This is a genomic window from Pseudomonas sp. Irchel s3f10, assembly GCF_900187515.1.
GTDB classification, from domain to species: domain Bacteria; phylum Pseudomonadota; class Gammaproteobacteria; order Pseudomonadales; family Pseudomonadaceae; genus Aquipseudomonas; species Aquipseudomonas tensinigenes.
Genome location: NZ_FYDZ01000028.1, coordinates 1 through 15,438 on the forward strand (window position 1 = coordinate 1; position 15,438 = coordinate 15,438).

The 15,438-nt window shown below is 60.4% G+C and carries 16 protein-coding genes; 4 read left to right on the plus strand and 12 right to left on the minus strand.

Annotation, left to right across the window (positions count from 1 at the left end; genetic code table 11):
- Window positions 1-219: 219 nt before the first annotated feature.
- The 7 genes from phnX to phnD form a co-directional block, all read right to left on the minus strand.
- A complete protein-coding gene (phnX, locus tag CKW17_RS29185) occupies window positions 220-1,047 on the minus strand; it encodes a phosphonoacetaldehyde hydrolase (protein ID WP_095123390.1) in 828 nt (275 codons plus the stop codon).
- A gap of 73 nt (window positions 1,048-1,120) precedes the next feature.
- Window positions 1,121-1,990, minus strand: a complete 870-nt coding sequence (locus tag CKW17_RS29190) for a LysR substrate-binding domain-containing protein (RefSeq protein WP_095123392.1) — start codon at window positions 1,988-1,990, stop codon at window positions 1,121-1,123.
- A 10-nt stretch (window positions 1,991-2,000) separates the two neighbouring features.
- Entirely contained in the window at window positions 2,001-3,296 is a 1,296-nt protein-coding gene (locus tag CKW17_RS29195; protein WP_095123394.1) for an MFS transporter, read from the minus strand.
- Between the two features lie 130 nt (window positions 3,297-3,426).
- Entirely contained in the window at window positions 3,427-4,518 is a 1,092-nt protein-coding gene (psrA, locus tag CKW17_RS29200; protein WP_095123396.1) for an iron-containing alcohol dehydrogenase PsrA, read from the minus strand.
- 110 nt (window positions 4,519-4,628) lie between these two features.
- Window positions 4,629-5,447, minus strand: a complete 819-nt coding sequence (phnE, locus tag CKW17_RS29205) for a phosphonate ABC transporter, permease protein PhnE (RefSeq protein ID WP_095123397.1) — start codon at window positions 5,445-5,447, stop codon at window positions 4,629-4,631.
- Between the two features lie 2 nt (window positions 5,448-5,449).
- A complete protein-coding gene (phnC, locus tag CKW17_RS29210; protein WP_095123400.1) occupies window positions 5,450-6,241 on the minus strand; it encodes a phosphonate ABC transporter ATP-binding protein in 792 nt (263 codons plus the stop codon).
- Complete coding sequence (gene phnD / locus CKW17_RS29215) at window positions 6,238-7,104, minus strand: phosphonate ABC transporter substrate-binding protein (protein ID WP_095123403.1); 867 nt, start codon at window positions 7,102-7,104, stop codon at window positions 6,238-6,240. Before phnD ends, phnC begins: the two co-directional genes overlap by 4 nt.
- Window positions 7,105-7,213: 109 nt before the next feature.
- Between phnD and CKW17_RS29220 the strand changes: the two genes are divergently transcribed.
- The 3 genes from CKW17_RS29220 (at window position 7,214) to map (ending at window position 9,151) form a co-directional block, all read left to right on the plus strand.
- Window positions 7,214-8,071, plus strand: coding sequence for a LysR substrate-binding domain-containing protein (locus CKW17_RS29220; protein ID WP_095123405.1), 858 nt, complete (start codon window positions 7,214-7,216; stop codon window positions 8,069-8,071).
- A 64-nt stretch (window positions 8,072-8,135) separates the two neighbouring features.
- Window positions 8,136-8,363 carry a ParD-like family protein gene (locus CKW17_RS29225; protein ID WP_007918027.1) on the plus strand — a complete coding sequence of 76 codons (228 nt, stop codon included), beginning with the start codon at window positions 8,136-8,138 and terminating at the stop codon, window positions 8,361-8,363.
- Complete coding sequence (gene map / locus CKW17_RS29230) at window positions 8,360-9,151, plus strand: type I methionyl aminopeptidase (RefSeq protein ID WP_095123407.1); 792 nt, start codon at window positions 8,360-8,362, stop codon at window positions 9,149-9,151. The genes CKW17_RS29225 and map overlap by 4 nt, the downstream gene beginning before the upstream one ends.
- Before the next feature lie 202 nt (window positions 9,152-9,353).
- On the opposite strand, the gene CKW17_RS29235 is transcribed toward map, so the two are convergent.
- The 5 genes from CKW17_RS29235 to ribBA all read right to left on the minus strand — a co-directional run bounded on the left by CKW17_RS29235 (window position 9,354) and on the right by ribBA (window position 14,836).
- Window positions 9,354-10,508, minus strand: a complete 1,155-nt coding sequence (locus CKW17_RS29235) for an ABC transporter ATP-binding protein (protein WP_095123409.1) — start codon at window positions 10,506-10,508, stop codon at window positions 9,354-9,356.
- 17 nt (window positions 10,509-10,525) lie between these two features.
- Complete coding sequence (locus CKW17_RS29240) at window positions 10,526-11,335, minus strand: ABC transporter permease (RefSeq protein WP_007918021.1); 810 nt, start codon at window positions 11,333-11,335, stop codon at window positions 10,526-10,528.
- A 6-nt stretch (window positions 11,336-11,341) separates the two neighbouring features.
- Window positions 11,342-12,289, minus strand: a complete 948-nt coding sequence (locus CKW17_RS29245; RefSeq protein ID WP_176470138.1) for an ABC transporter permease — start codon at window positions 12,287-12,289, stop codon at window positions 11,342-11,344.
- Complete coding sequence (locus tag CKW17_RS29250) at window positions 12,286-13,311, minus strand: ABC transporter substrate-binding protein (RefSeq protein ID WP_008088087.1); 1,026 nt, start codon at window positions 13,309-13,311, stop codon at window positions 12,286-12,288. The genes CKW17_RS29245 and CKW17_RS29250 overlap by 4 nt, the downstream gene beginning before the upstream one ends.
- Window positions 13,312-13,726: 415 nt before the next feature.
- Window positions 13,727-14,836 (minus strand): bifunctional 3,4-dihydroxy-2-butanone-4-phosphate synthase/GTP cyclohydrolase II, encoded by a 1,110-nt coding sequence (ribBA, locus tag CKW17_RS29255; protein ID WP_095050094.1) that lies wholly within the window; start codon window positions 14,834-14,836, stop codon window positions 13,727-13,729.
- Between the two features lie 68 nt (window positions 14,837-14,904).
- Between ribBA and CKW17_RS29260 the strand changes: the two genes are divergently transcribed.
- Window positions 14,905-15,201: a DUF1330 domain-containing protein gene (locus CKW17_RS29260; RefSeq protein WP_095123413.1), complete on the plus strand. Its 297-nt coding sequence runs from the start codon at window positions 14,905-14,907 to the stop codon at window positions 15,199-15,201.
- The last annotated feature ends 237 nt before the right edge of the window (window positions 15,202-15,438 follow it).

Genomic DNA, 15,438 nt, shown 5'->3' on the forward strand with positions numbered 1-15,438 from the left:
GAACGTCCATCAAGCATCGAACATCTTGAGCACCGAAGGCAGAAGCGAACGGAGCAGAAGGCAGCTCAAGGCTGCCTTCTGCTATGACACAGGTTTTACCGGACACTAGTGACGCTCCGCGTGGGAATGCCTCTAGGGACGCTCCGCGTCCAGTGACGCGGAGCGTCACGGGCTGCATTGCCACGCAGAGCGTGGGAACGATCAGGGGCAGGGGGCTACTCAGCAGGCTTGCGGGGTTTCGCCCCGGGCCAGACGCGCATTGATGTCCTCGATCACCTCGGGCAACTCGGCGATGGTGTCGATCAGATAATGCGGGCGCGAGGGGGCGAACATCTTGCCGATCCGCGCGCGTTCTTCCGCCAGTCGATCCGACGGCAACGCCTTGTATTGCTCATAGCTCAGGCCCAGTGCGTTGCCCGAGCAGGTCAACGCCACAGTCCACATGCCGGCGCTGCGCCCTTCGAGAATCCCCGGCCAGGTGTCGTCGACCTTGACGCACGCGGCCACATCATCAATGCCCAGAGCAATCACGTTGGCCAAGGCCTGCGCCGGATAGGGCCGGCCATTCGGTACTTCATCGGTGGCGACGACATGGTCAGCGACGTAGCCATTTTCCCGCGCCAGTTCGACAACCTTGGCCATCACCACCGCTGGATAACCCGAGCACGAACCGATTTTCAACCCCTTGTCGCGCAACGCCGCAATCGCTTCGAGCGCACCCGGAATCAACGCAGAATGCAGGGCGATTTTCTCGATTTGCAACGGCATGAAGCGCTCGTAGATCGCCGTGACATCGTCGTCACTCGGCAAGCGATCAAACGCTGCACGATAACGCTCGGCAATCTGCGGCAGGTTGCACAGGGTGCGGATGTGATCCCACTTGCCCATACCCATCGGCCCGCGCGCTTCTTCCAGCGACACCGCGACGCCAAACTCGGCAAAGGCTTCGACGAAAATCTGCGTTGGGGCAAACGAGCCGAAATCGACAACGGTGCCAGCCCAGTCAAGGATCGCGGCTTGCAGGTGAGTCGGTTGTTGGTACTGCATGGTCAATCTCCGTTTTCAGGTAAGCGTGGGCCGTCCCTCGGCAATGAGGTAGGCGGTCAAGGGTCAGTGCTGATCAGGTCAGCGGTGGATTCGCATCAAACAGTTCGGCAATTACTGGCCGGTTGCGGCGGATGCCGAGGCAGCACAGGTGGTATTCGATAAAGAACGGGTGATCGACAAAGGTGATCGGCGTGGTGCCGGGTGTTTCGGCGTACTCGACCGCCGAGACAAACCCGATGCCGATGCCCTTGACGATCGCGTGAACGATGGCTTCGCGGCTGTTGAGTTGCATGACGCAGTTGAGTTCGATGTCGAGGCGCTTGCAGCTTTCCTCCACCAGTTGTCGGGTGCGCGCGCTGGATTCGCGCATCACCCATTTCTCGCGGCTGATTTCGCTGATGTGAACCTGCGACTGACCGGCCCAGGGATGGTCATCGCGGACCACGGCGATGATCGGATAACGGTGATACAGCCGCGTGTGGAAGCGCTCATCGAATTCCGACAAGGCCAGAATCGCTACATCGATATCGAAGTTGAACAACCGTGCCAGGGTGTCCTTTTCCGAAGAAAACGACGTTTCCAGTTCGATATCCGGGTGACGCTGCATCAGCTCATAGGTCAGGTTCATCGCAATCGGCGGCGACACTGCGCCGAGGCGCAACATGCCGGTCTTGCGCTGCTTGAAGCTCTGCAACAGTTGCACGGCTTCATCCTCCTGACCGAACAGGCCCTGAGTGATCGCATAGAGCTTGTGCCCGGCGGCGCTCATTTCGATGTAGCGGCCACGGCGATGGAACAGCTCCACCGAGAAGGTGTTTTCCAGCGCGTTGACCTGCTCGCTGACGGTCGGCTGGCCGACGCTGAGGTACTCCGCTGCGAGAGTGAAACTGCCGGTTTTGGCCACCGCATGAAACGAACGCAACCACTTGTGATACTGGTACATGCATGCCCCGTCAGCGTCGAATGAACAATGCCACTGCCGCGCTGCACAGGCAGGCGCTGGTGACCACTATGAAGATCAGAGACGTATTTGCCGTGGTGTCAAGCAGACGCCCGATCAGTGGCTCGGCCAATCCGGCGAACAGGTACGAGGAAAAGTTCATGATTCCGGTCGCTGTACCGGCGCGTTTTGCCCCCACCAGATCCGGGCACAGTGCCCAGAAACTCGAGGCCGGGCCGTAGACGAAGAAGCCGCAAAGGAACAACGCCACCAGGCCGATGACACTGTGTGGCGGCAGGCTCCACATCCACAGGCTGGTGGCGGCGCCGAGGAACATATAGAGCATGATCGCCAGATAGCGCTTGGAGCCGAACAGTTTGTCCGACACCCAGCCGTTGCTCAGTGCACCAACCGCCATGCCGACGGGGAGGGCGACGGTGATCCATTTCGGATCGATCATGCCGTCACCGCTTTTCCAGTCCGCGCCGAGAAAGTGCACCGGTACCCAGACGATCAAGCCGTAGCGCGCCGCGTTCTGAAAGCCCAGTGACAGCGCGGCGATCAGCAGGCGAGGGTTCTTCAGCACGGCTTTGTAGCGTTGCGCCGAGGACTCGACTTCGCCCTGTGCGGCTTCCTGATGTTTGTCGTCAGCGTTGGCCACACCGGTATCACCTACAGGCTCGAAGCCCATATCCTGCGGGCGTTCGCGGGCAACCAGATAGAAAATGATCCCGCCGGCGAGCATCAGCAGCACCGGCAAACGGAAGATCCAGCGCCATTCCAGTTGCAGCACTTCAAGCACGACGATGGAAGTGACGTACGACAGAATCGACGCGCAACCGGCGGCGAAGGTGTAGAAGCCATAGACCTTGCCGCGCTCACCCGCCGCCCACCAATTGGCAATCAGCCGACCGCCCGGCGCCCAGCCCAAGGCCTGAAAGTAGCCGTTGACGCCCCACGGCAGAATCAGACTGGTGAAACCGCTGGCAAAACTGGTCACCCAGTTGGCACCGCACGACAACACCGCACCGAGGGTCATGATGCGCCGCCCACCGAATTTATCGGCGAGGTTGCCGTTGATGGCCTGGCCAATGGCGTAGGCCCAGAGCATCGCCGCAGAAGCCCAGCCGAGGGTTTCCTTGCTCAAGCCGAACTCGGCCTGAATCCCCGGAATGGCAAAACCGAAGGTCTGCCGACCGGTGTAGAAAAACAGGTAACAGAACATCGCCGCCAGCAGCATGCGCCACTGGGCGACCCGGAACGAGGCGGAACGGACGGCGAGACCAGGCATTGTTTCGGCACGATTCATGATCTTTTCCTTATTGTTGTCGGTTCCCGCCGGGTGTCGTCGGCGGGGTGCACTCTTTTTTGGTGCGACAGGAAATCACCGCGGCTGCATGCCGCTGGCGGTGCTTGGGTTACTCGGGTGTCATCAGGCGTCAGGCGGCTTGCGAACCAATGAAGTTCTTGCCGCGCGCGCCCTGCATTGCGAGCTGGATGATGGCTTCGGCATCCTTGGCCGAGACGCCGTAGTCGGCAAACTCGGTCTTCACCCCGAGGCTGTGCAAGAACTCGCGCAACTGCTGCTGGGCTTTGCCCAGGTCCGCGCCGAATACCCGTTGCAAGGTCCGGTCGCGAGTGGCGTCGTGGCCCCAGGCCAAACCCAAAACCAGCGGTAAGGTGAAGGAGCAGGCGATGCCGTGGGGCAAACCGTGGCGCAAGGTCATTTCATAGGAAATCGAATGCGCCAGCGCGGTTTTGGTGTTGGAAAACGCCAGCCCCGCCTTGAGCGCAGCGAGCGCCATGCGGCTGCGCAATTCGTGACTGGAGAGGTCTTTGTGCAGGCGCGGCAGGCATTCCAGAATGTCTTCAATCGCAGAAATGGCGAAGGTGTCGGAGACCGGATTGGCGTTGACGTTCCAGATCGCTTCGAGAGCATGGGACAGCGCGTCAAGCCCGGTGGACACGGTGACACTGGCCGGTACGGTGAGCATCAGTTGCGGGTCGATGATCGCCACCCGTGGCCAGGTGCAGTCCAGGTGCAGCGAGTATTTCTTCTGGCTGGCACTGTCCCAGATCGTCGCCCATGGCGTGACTTCGCTGCCGGTGCCGGCGGTGGTCGGCGCGGCGATCAGTTGTTTGCAACGGGCCGGGGTGAACGGTTTGCCGCTGGACAGCAGGCTCAACAGTTCATCGAAGCGGCCGGATTCGGTGCCGACGATCAACGCCTTGGCGGTATCGATGGCGCTGCCGCCACCCACGGCGAGGACCACGTCACAGTCGCCGGCGTGCTGCCAGAAATGCTCGTAAGTGCTGCGCAGATGGGCGACGTCGGGGTTGGGCTGGACGTCTTCGACAATGTAGATCAGGCGCTCGCCGAGCAACGCTTGCAGGCGATCGACCAGCCCCAGCCCACGGGCCTCAGGGAAGGTGACGAGGGCCACGGTTTGCTGGTCGGTAATGGCAGCGAGGTCTTGTAGGCTGCCCCAGCCGAAACGGGTATCAACTGGGTTCTGGAAGCGGGCAGTCATGGTGGATCCTTATTGTTGTTGTCGTGTGGCGCCATACTCGATGGCGGTCGACAACGGTACAAATCGATAAATCGCAGGTTTGAATCGGCTCAGCCGATAGCAGCTTTACGCTAGTGCGCCGAACCGCTCTGGATCGCCGCGCGCAGGCGGCTGGAGATGGCGTCGGCGACGATCACCATGAAAGTGATGACGATGATGCAGGTCGCGGTTTCCTGGTATTTGAACAGCTTGAGACTGCTCACCAGTTCGAAGCCCAAACCGCCGGCACCGACCATTCCCAGCACCGTGGCCGAGCGCAAGTTGACTTCGAAGCGGTACAGAATCACGGCAATCCACGCGGTGATGACCTGCGGCAAAACGCCAAACACGATCACCTGCAACGGCCGCGCACCGGTGGCTTGCAGCGCTTCAATCGGGCCTTGATCAATCTCTTCGATGCTCTCGGCGAAGAACTTGCCGAGCATGCCCAGGCCATGCAGTGCCAGCGCCAATACACCGGGGAACGGGCCGAGGCCGACGGCTGAAACGAAAATCAGCGCGAGGATCAGTTCGTTGATGCTGCGGGTGAAATTCAAGGCCTGACGGGTGGCGTGAAACAGCCAGCGGTTGCGGCTCAAATTGCGTGCCGCGAGAAACGACAGCGGAATCGCCAGCAACACGCCGAGCAGGGTGCCCCAGATGGCGATCTGCAAAGTCTCCACCGCTGGCGCAAGCAGACGCGGAAGAATGCTCAGATCCGGTGGGAAGGTGCGCGAGAGAAAATCACCGATCTGCGGCAACCCCGCCGCCAATTCACCGAGGCTGAGCTGCGCGCCTTGGGCGCTCCAGTTCAGCGTCCACAGCACGATCAGGACGACGGCGCCGGTGGTCAGCCAACTGCGCGGACCACGCGGACGATCGCCGACCCACTGATAGTTTTGCGATGACATGCTCAGGCCCTCGAGGCAGTGCGGTAGGACAGGGTGGGCGTGGGCACGTCAGCAGGGGATTGCGCCAATTGCCCCGGATAGATTCGCGCCAGATCGGCTTCAGTCATGCTTGACGCTTTGCCATCGAACACCAGACTGCCGTTGGCCAAGCCGACCACGCGGTCGCCGAACTCACGGGCGTATTCGACCTGATGCAGATTGCACAACACGGTGATGCCCAGTTCGCGAGTGGCATCGCGCAGGTACTGCAACACCAGCCGCGCGGTTTTCGGGTCGAGACTGGCGATCGGTTCATCGGCCAGAATCACCTGCGGCCGTTGCGCCAGGGCGCGGGCAATGCCGACGCGCTGCTTCTGCCCGCCAGACAACGAATCGGTACGCTCACCGGCCTTGTGCGCCAGCTCGACGCGCTCCAGACATTGCATCGCCAGCGCCACATCGTCACGGCGGAACAGTTGCAGAATCGAGGCGAGGGTGCCGACAGAACCGAGGCGACCGGTCAGCACATTCTTCAAAACGCTTAAGCGAGGCACGACGTTGTGGTGCTGAAAAATCATCGCCACTTCACGGCGCAGAACGCTGGTGTCAGGGCAGGCGAGGGCATCGATACCGGCCACGTTCAGCGTGCCGCTGTCGGCCTGCGCCAAACGATTGATGCAACGCAGCAAGGTCGATTTGCCGGCGCCGGACTGACCGAGCACCACGACGAATTCGCCCGCAGCGACTTCAAGGTCGATGCCGCGCAACACCGGGTTGTTGCCGTAATGTTTGGTCAGTTGGCGGATGCTGATCATTTCATGCTCCGCAGATCGAGATCGAGCACCTTGGCGGTGTCGCGCACCACGTCATACGACGCGTCGGTGGTCGGCTGGAAACCATTGAGCACGCCCTGATCACCCCACGGCACATCCTTGATCGACGCCAGCGCGTCGGCGACCTTCTTCTTCAATTCCGGATCGAGCGCCTTGCGCCAGACCATTGGCGATTCGGGGATCGGCTTGGAACTCCAGACGATTTCGAAGTCATCCTGCTTCACCACCCCTTTGGCCACGGCGCTGGCGAAGATGCGGTCAGCCACGGCTGCCGCGTCAACTTTCTTGTTCTCCACCGCGAGGATGCTGGCGTCGTGGGAACCTGAGAAAATCACCCGTTTGAACAAACTGTCCGGGGCGAAACCGGCCTGTTCCAGACCTGCTTTCGGGAACAGATGACCGGACGCGGAACTCGGATCGACGAACGCGAACGTATGACCCTTGAGGTCGGCCAGCGAATGAATACCGCTGTCCTTGCGCGCCAGAATCACGCTTTTGTAAGCGCTCTGGCCGGTCTTCTTGGTCACCGCCACCGAGAACGCCTCGACATCCGCTACCGAGGTCGCCAGCACGTAAGAGAACGGCCCGAGGTAGGCGACGTCGAGCTTGCCCGAGCGCAGCGCTTCGATGATGCCGTTGTAATCGGTGGCCACGAACGGCACGACCGGCATGCCGATTTTGGCTTGCAGATCGTCGAGCACTTGTTTGCTCGATTCGATCATCGCCTGGGAGTCTTCGGAGGGGATCAGGCCAATGGTCAGTTTGTCCTTGGCCCAGACCTGGCTGGCGCCGAAGGCAAGTGCGGTGAAGCTGACGACACGCAGAAACTGTTTGATTGTTTTCATGGCATTCCACGGTGTGGTTGGGAGTTGCCACAGGCTAGGTCTGTCACGTGACAGTCATTCAATCAATTCAATATGCGAAACCGCAGCTAACTATTGATGGGGTCTATGGATGTCGAGCGCCAAATTGCGGGCCTTTCTCGCCGTCGCCCGCCACGGCAGTTTCAGTTCCGGGGCGCGGGCGTCGGGCTTGAGCCAACCGACCCTGACCACTCAGGTGCAGGCCTTGGAACGTCAGCACAATGTTGAGCTGTTCCATCGGCGCGGGCGGCGCATCGAGTTGTCGGATGTGGGTCGGCAACTGCTGCCTATCGCTCAGCGCATCGCCCTGCTGGAACTGGAAGCGCATAACCTGCTGCGTGATTCCGGACGGCTCGACAGCGGCCAGCTCAAGGTCGGTGCGGTGGGGCCGTTTCATGTGATCGAAATGGTCGACAGCTACCTGCAACAACATCCGAATATCGATGTGTCGATTCGCGTGGGCAACTCGGCGCAAGTGCTGTCGGATTTGGAAAACTATGTTACCGACATCGCCGTGCTGGCCGGGCGTCAGGATGATCCGGCGTTGTGTGCGGTGCGTTATGCGCGGCACGCGATCATCCTGTTTGCCCATCATGAGCATCCGCTGGCCAATCGCGGCAGCGTGCGGCTGGAAGAATTGGAAGGGCAGCGTTTGCTGCAACGCGAACCCGGTTCGACCACACGACTGGTGCTGGAGCAGGCGCTGAATGCGGCGCAGGTCAAACCGCGTATCGCCATGGAAATCGGTAGTCGCGAGGCGTTGCGTGAAGCGGTGGTGCGTGGGTTGGGGCTGGGTGTGGTGTCGGAAGCGGAGTTCATTGCTGATCCAAAAATCCGCACGATCAGAATCGATGGCGAAGAACTCTTTACCGAGACTTATCTGTACTGCCTGGCCGAGCGGCGTTCCAGTCGGCTTATCTCATCGTTTTTCGATGCGGCGCTGCGTTGATTTGCAATTTCGCTTAAGGCTTGGCTAATATACGATACATATACATATCGTATCGGATTCATATATGGGCATCGTAAAGATTTCAGAGGACATGCACGAGAACCTGCGTATCTCCAGCAACGCCCTCAGCCGCTCGATCAACGCGCAAGCCGAGCACTGGATGCGCATCGGCATGCTCGCCGAACTGCACCCCAACCTCGACCACAGCGCCATTTGCCGCTTGCTGATCCGCGCCGAACAGAACGGCGGGCTGGATCTGCAACAACTGACTCAGGAAGCCGTCAGCGCATGAGAAACCAGATCAAGATCAACACCCCGGCCGACATCGCGCAATCGCGCGCTGCCGGCAAACTCGCCGCTGAAGTGCTGGCCATGCTGGTGCCGCACGTCAAGGCGGGCGTCACCACTGATCAGCTCGATCAACTTTGTAATGACTACATCTTCAACGTGCAGAAAGCGGTGCCGGCCAACGTCGGTTATCACGGCTTCCCGAAAACCGTGTGCGCCTCGGTCAACGATGTGGTGTGTCATGGCATCCCGTCGGGCACACCGCTGAAGGATGGCGATATCGTCAATCTCGATATCGCGGTGATCAAGGACGGCTGGTTCGGCGACACCAGCCGCATGTACGTGGTCGGTGAGGCGACGCCTGAGGCGCAGCATCTGATCAAGACCACTTATGAGGCGATGTGCGCGGGTATTCGTGTGGTGAAACCGGGCGCGACGTTGGGCGATATCGGCCATGCGATCCAGACGTTGGCGGAGAAGGAAGGTTTCAGCGTGGTGCGCGAGTATTGCGGGCACGGGATCGGCAAGGTCTATCACGATGAGCCGCAGATTCTGCATTACGGCTTCCCGAATCAGGGCATGAAGCTCAAGGCCGGGATGATTTTTACCGTGGAGCCGATGCTCAATGCCGGCAAACGTCATGTGAAAAACATGCCCGATGGCTGGACGGTGCTGACCAAGGATGGCTCGTTGTCGGCGCAATGGGAGCATATGGTTGCGGTGACGGAGACGGGGTTTGAAATTCTCACGGCGTGGCCGGACGAAATCGAAGGCTACTGCGCCATTGTCTGATACCGCGTCGACTGGTTCCCTCACCCTAGCCCTCTCCCAGAGGGAGAGGGGACTGACCGGGTTGTTTTGGCGTTATACATCGACTTGAAAGTCCTGAGTCGAACTCAGGTCCTGAAAAGCCCCCGATCTGCTCCCTTTCCCCCTCGCCCCCCTTGGGGGAGAGGGCTGGGGTGAGGGGGTAGATCTCACAGGCGACACGCTATCAGTGAGAACCCGCAGCCTTGTTGAGGTCGCTTTCGGTCCATTCGGTGTAGACGCACGCATCGGCAGTGGCCCAGCGCACTTGCACCGGGTCGCCAGCCTTGAGCGGCATGCCAGCGGCGGACAAGGCCTTCACTGTCATCGAAGTGCCGCCCGAGGTCACCACGCTGCACGTCTGGCTCTCACCCAGAAACAGCACTTCCACAACCTTCGCTGAAACCTCATTCCAGCCCGACGGCAACGGTTCGCTAATCGCCTGCGCCACGCTCAACGCCAGTGCCTTTTCCGGCCGCACCATCAGCAAAACATCCTGATCGGTGTGCAACCCAGCGGTCAGGCAAATCGACAACGACTGTCCTTCAAACGAAGCCGCCGCATTGCCCTGCGCCTTGAGCTTGAGGAAGTTCGAATTGCCCAGAAACGACGCCACAAACGCATTCGGCGGATTCTGATACAGGTCATAACCACTGCCCAAACCAACAATCTTGCCGTGACTGAAAATCGCAATGCGCTGCGACAAACGCATGGCTTCTTCCTGGTCGTGGGTCACGTAAACGATGGTGATGCCCAGACGGCGATGCAGTTGGCGCAATTCATCCTGCAAATCCTCGCGCAGCTTTTTATCCAGCGCACCGAGCGGTTCGTCCATCAGCAAAATGCGTGGTTCGTAGACCAAGGCGCGGGCGATGGCGACACGTTGTTGCTGGCCGCCAGACAGTTGCGAAGGGCGGCGATGCGCGAACTGTTCCAACTGCACCAGTTTCAGCATTGCATCGACACGCTTGTCGCGCTCGGCGGCGGCCAGTTTGCGAATCGCCAAAGGAAACGCGATGTTGTCGCGCACCGACAGATGCGGGAACAGCGAATAGCGCTGGAACACCATGCCAATGTCACGCTTGTGCGGCGGCACATTCACCAGCGACTGACCGTTGACGAGGATCTCGCCACTGCTCGGTGTTTCAAACCCGGCAAGCATCGACAGCGTGGTGCTTTTGCCCGAGCCGCTGGAGCCGAGGAAGGTCAGGAACTCGCCGTCCTTGATGTCCAGCGAGATGTTGTCGACGGCGGCAAAATCGCCGTAGTGCTTGTTCAGGTTGCGCAGGCTGACCAGGGGTTTGTCGTTCTGCTGGGATGCGTCTTTGATCACGGCACTCATGTCGTACTCCTGGGCGCTCAGGCGCTGATTTCGTTGCGCCGGCGCAGGGCGGCGGCGATGACCATGACCAACACCGACAAGCCGATCAGCAGCGTCGAAGCGACGGCGATCACTGGCGTCAGGTCCTGGCGCAAGGTGGTCCACATTTTCACGGGAAGGGTTTGCAGGGTCGGGCTGGCCATCATCACGCTGAGCACCACTTCGTCCCACGAAACCAGGAAGGCGAAGAGGGCGCCGGCGACCATGCCCGGACGAATCGCCGGGAACGTCACTTTGAACACCGCTTGCAACCGTGAGGCGCCGCAGATCACCGCCGCGTCTTCAATAGACTGATCGAACAGCTTCAGCGAGTTGATGATCGAGATGATGGTGAACGGCAACGCGACGATCACATGGCTGACGACGAAGGCGAACATCGTCCCGGTGTAGCCGAGTTTTAGAAACAGCGCGTACACCGCCACGGCGATGATCACCAGCGGCACGATCATCGGCAGGGTGAACAGACCGTAGAGCATTTCCCGACCGGGAAAGCGCCCGCGCACCAGCGCAAACGCCGTCGGCAAACCGAGGGCCACGGCGCAGATTGTGGTCAGCACGGCGACCTTGAGGCTGGCGGCAGCGGCGTTCATCCAGTCGGGGTTGGAAAAGAACTGGCCGTACCATTTCAGCGTCCAGCCCGGTGGCGGGAACACCAGCCACTGTGACGAACCGAACGACAAAAGCACGATGAACACGATCGGCAACAGCAGGAACAGACCGATCAGCCCGGTGGTTGCATACAAGCCGAAGCGCATGCGCCGGCTCATCGCATTGGGAGTCAGGAGCATGTCGGCTTACCTCGCGTTACTGGCGCCAACCGGGGATTCCGGTTGAAGCTTCAGGTAGAAGTAGAACAGCACCAGAGTGATCGCGATCAGCAACGCGGCGCCAGCACTGGCCAGGCCCCAGTTGAGGAACGATTGCACCTGCTGAATGATGAACTCCGGCAGCATCATGTTCTGCGCCCCGCCGAGCAGCGCCGGGGTCACGTAGTAACCGAGCGACATGACGAACACCATCAAGCCACCGGAGGCCAGACCCGGCCGGCACAGCGGCAGGAACACCCGGAAGAAGTTGGTCCACGGACTGGCGCCGCAAATCGAGCCAGCCTGCAGGATCATCGGGTCGATGGCCTGCATGGTTGCCTGCAACGGCAACACGATGAACGGGATCATGATGTAGCTCATGCCGATCACCACACCGGTGAGGTTGTGGACCATTTCCAGCGGCTGATCGATGATGCCCATCGCCATCAAGGCCTTGTTGATCACGCCGGACGCTTGCAGCAACACCAGCCACGAATAGGTGCGGGCGAGCAGGCTGGTCCACATCGACAGCAGCACGATGTTGAGGATCCAGCGCCCCCAGCCACGCGGTACCAAGGTGATCGCCCAGGCCAGCGGAAAGCCCAGCAGCAGGCTGAACAGTGTTACCAGCCCGGCCACCGAAAAGGTGTTGAGCAGCACCCGGGCATACGCCGAGTTGGCGAACAGTTGCTCATAGTTGCCAAGGCCCGGGGTCGGTTCGAGCACGCCGCGCAACAGCAGGCCAATCAACGGCGCGAGAAAGAACAGGCCGATGAACAGCAGCGCCGGTACGAGGTTGCCGGCGCCGCGCCAGCGTTGTCTGAGGGACGGGGCTTGTTGCATCGCAACCGCCTGTGTTCCGTGGGCCGAGCCGGCAGCGCTGGTCGCGCTCCCGGTGGCAGTGGAGGGACGGGGCGCGGTGGCCGCCATTTTCATTTGACCAGCCATTCGTTCCACCGTGTCGCGATGGCCTGGCCGTTTTTGGCCCAGTACGCGAAATCAAGAGTGATCTGATCCTTAGCGTAGGCAGTCGGCAGGTTGGGGGCCAGCGTCGAATCCAGACGCTCCACACTGTCGAGGTTGACCGGGGCGTAGGCGGTCAGGTTGGAGAAGTCGGCCTGACCCTTGGCGCTGCTGGCACTGGCCAGGAACTTCATCGCCGCGTCCTTGTTTTTCGAGCCCTTTGGAATCACCAGAATGTCGGCCATGACCAGGTTCTGTTTCCAGCTCACGCCGACCGGGGCGCCGTCTTCTTGCAGGGCGTGAATACGACCGTTCCAGAATTGGCCCATGCTCGCTTCACCGGACGCCAGCAGTTGCTGCGACTGCGCGCCGCCGCCCCACCAGACGATGTCTTTCTTGATGGTGTCGAGTTTCTTGAAGGCGCGATCCAGATCCAGCGGGTAGAGCTTGTCGGCGGCTACGCCATCGGCCAGCAGCGCCAGTTCGAGCACGCCGGGGCTTGGCCATTTGTACAGGGCGCGTTTGCCGGGGTAGGTTTTGGTGTCGAACAGGGCGCTCCAGTCCTGCGGCTTGTTGGCTCCGAGTTTGCCCTCGTTGTAGCCGAGGACGAAGGAGAAGAAGAACGAGCCGACGCCGTGATCGCTGACGAAACGCGGGTCGATCTTGTCGCGCTGAATCACTTTGAAATCGAGGGGTTCGAGCAGGCCTTCAGCCGCGGCGCGCAGGGCGAAATCGGCTTCGACATCGACTACATCCCACTGCACATTGCCGCTCTCGACCATGGCTTTGAGTTTGCCGTAGTCGGTCGGGCCGTCCTGCACGACGGTGATGCCGCTGGCCTTGCTGAACGGATCGGCCCAGGCCTGTTTCTGCGCATCCTGGGTGCTTCCGCCCCAGCTGACGAAGTTCACGCTTTCGGCCGCCATTGCAGCCTGGCCGGTGACGCTGAGCAGTCCCGCAAAAAAGATCGCGGTTGCAGCTTTGTTCAACACCATGTTCACGCCCTCATTGTTGTGTTTTTGAGCGGGCTTGCGTTGTTGCCCGCCTATCGGGAGCAGTAGCCGGACGTGTCCGGTCTATGGAATATCATATTATGGTATTCCAAGCTTTGTGCAAGCACTTTGCCTTACCGGTTATCTGGCGGATCTGGTTTTTGAAGTGTTTGATTTGAGAGATGTGGAGAGATTCTAGATCCAGCCCCTCACCCCAGCCCTCTCCCAATGGGAGAGGGGGAAAGGGAGCAGATCTTCATGTCGTTCAAAACCGCGTTCGACCCGGCATTGGAAAGGGAGCCGATCTTTGTGTTGTTCAAAATCTGAGTTCGACTCGGTATCTCAGGTCGATGTCTAGTGGGCAAACACCTCGGTCGGCTCCCTCTCCCTCCGGGAGAGGGCTGGGGTGAGGGCAGCTTTATTCAGTGAACGGAATACTCTCAACCACCTCCAGGTCATACCCTGTCAGGCCAGCGTATTTCAGAGGAGGGCCCAGGTGACGCAGCTTGCCAACCCCCAGATTCTGCAGAATCTGCGCCCCAGTCCCGACCTCCGAATAAATCCGCGATTGCGAGCGACTGAACTGCCGTGGCGGCTGGGTCAGTTGCGGCACCCGCTCCAGCAGCGCCTGCGAAGACTCATGATTGGCCAACACCACCACAACCCCATGCCCCTCAGCCGCGACCCGTTGCAGCGCCGCCCACAACGTCCAGTTCGTCGGCCCGCTGTACTCGGCGCCAACCAGATCCCGCAGTGGATCAATCACATGCACACGCACCAGCGTCGGCTCTTCACGGCGCAAATCGCCCATGACCATCGCCATGTGCACGCCGCCCTCGATGCGATCCTCAAAGGTGATTAAACGGAACGTACCATGCACCGTCGGCAGCTCGCGTTCACCAATCCGTTCGATGGTGTGTTCGGTACTCAGCCGATAGTGAATCAGGTCAGCGATGGTGCCGATCTTGATCCCGTGCTTGCGCGCGAACACTTCCAGATCCGGACGCCGGGCCATGGTGCCGTCGTCGTTCATCACCTCGACAATCACCGAGGCAGGGGTGAAACCGGCCAATCGAGCCAGATCACAACCCGCTTCGGTGTGACCCGCGCGAGTCAGCACCCCCCCTTCCTTGGCGCGCAGCGGGAAGATGTGCCCCGGCTGCACCAGGTCTTCGGCACGCGCATTCGGCGCGACGGCGGCGGCAACCGTGCAGGCGCGATCCGCCGCGGAGATGCCGGTGGTCACGCCAACCGCCGCCTCGATCGACACGGTAAACGCGGTGCTGAACACGCTGCCATTGGCCGGGACCATTTGCTCCAGGCCTAAACGCTGGCAATGTTCGTCAGTTAGGGTCAGGCAAATCAGCCCGCGCGCTTCACGGGCCATGAAGCTGATCGCCTCCGGCGTGCAGCGGTCGGCGGCCAGCAACAGGTCGCCTTCGTTTTCGCGGTCTTCGTCATCGACCAGCAAGACCATTTTGCCGAGACGATAATCTTCGATGATTTCTTCGATGCTGTTGAAGGCCATGCTGGACTCTCAGGGTTCGTTGGAAATATATTGGTATACCATAATACAAAATTAACAAAGAGGTCACTATGAAGGCGTACTGGATTGCTCATGTGGATATAGCCGATGCCGATCACTACAGCCAATACACCCAGCGTGCGCCGGCAGCGTTCGCTGAGTTTGGCGCGAAGTTTCTGGCCAGAGGCGGGCGCAGCGAAGCGATGGAAGGGCGCGAGACGCCGCAGCGCAGCGTGGTGATCGAGTTCGAGAGCTATGAGAAGGCCGTGGCGTGCTACCACTCGGCGGCGTACCAGGAGGCGAAGCGTTATCGCGAAGAATGGGCGAGGGCGGAAATCATCATCGTCGAAGGCATCGCCCCACTCTGAAGCCTACGGTATTGATCGTTCCCACGCTCCGCGTGGGAATGCCTCTTCGGACGCTCCGCGTTCGGCTTTGAAAGGGACGCGGAGCGTCCCGGGCTGCATTCCCACGCGGAGCGTCACTAGTGTCCGGTAAAAACTGAAGGGGGAGCTTGCTCCCCCTTGCTGTGCCTGCTTCCTGAGCAATAATCAGGTTTTTCAGACTCGATTTTCGACTATGTTCAGCAGCACCCGATTTGCGCA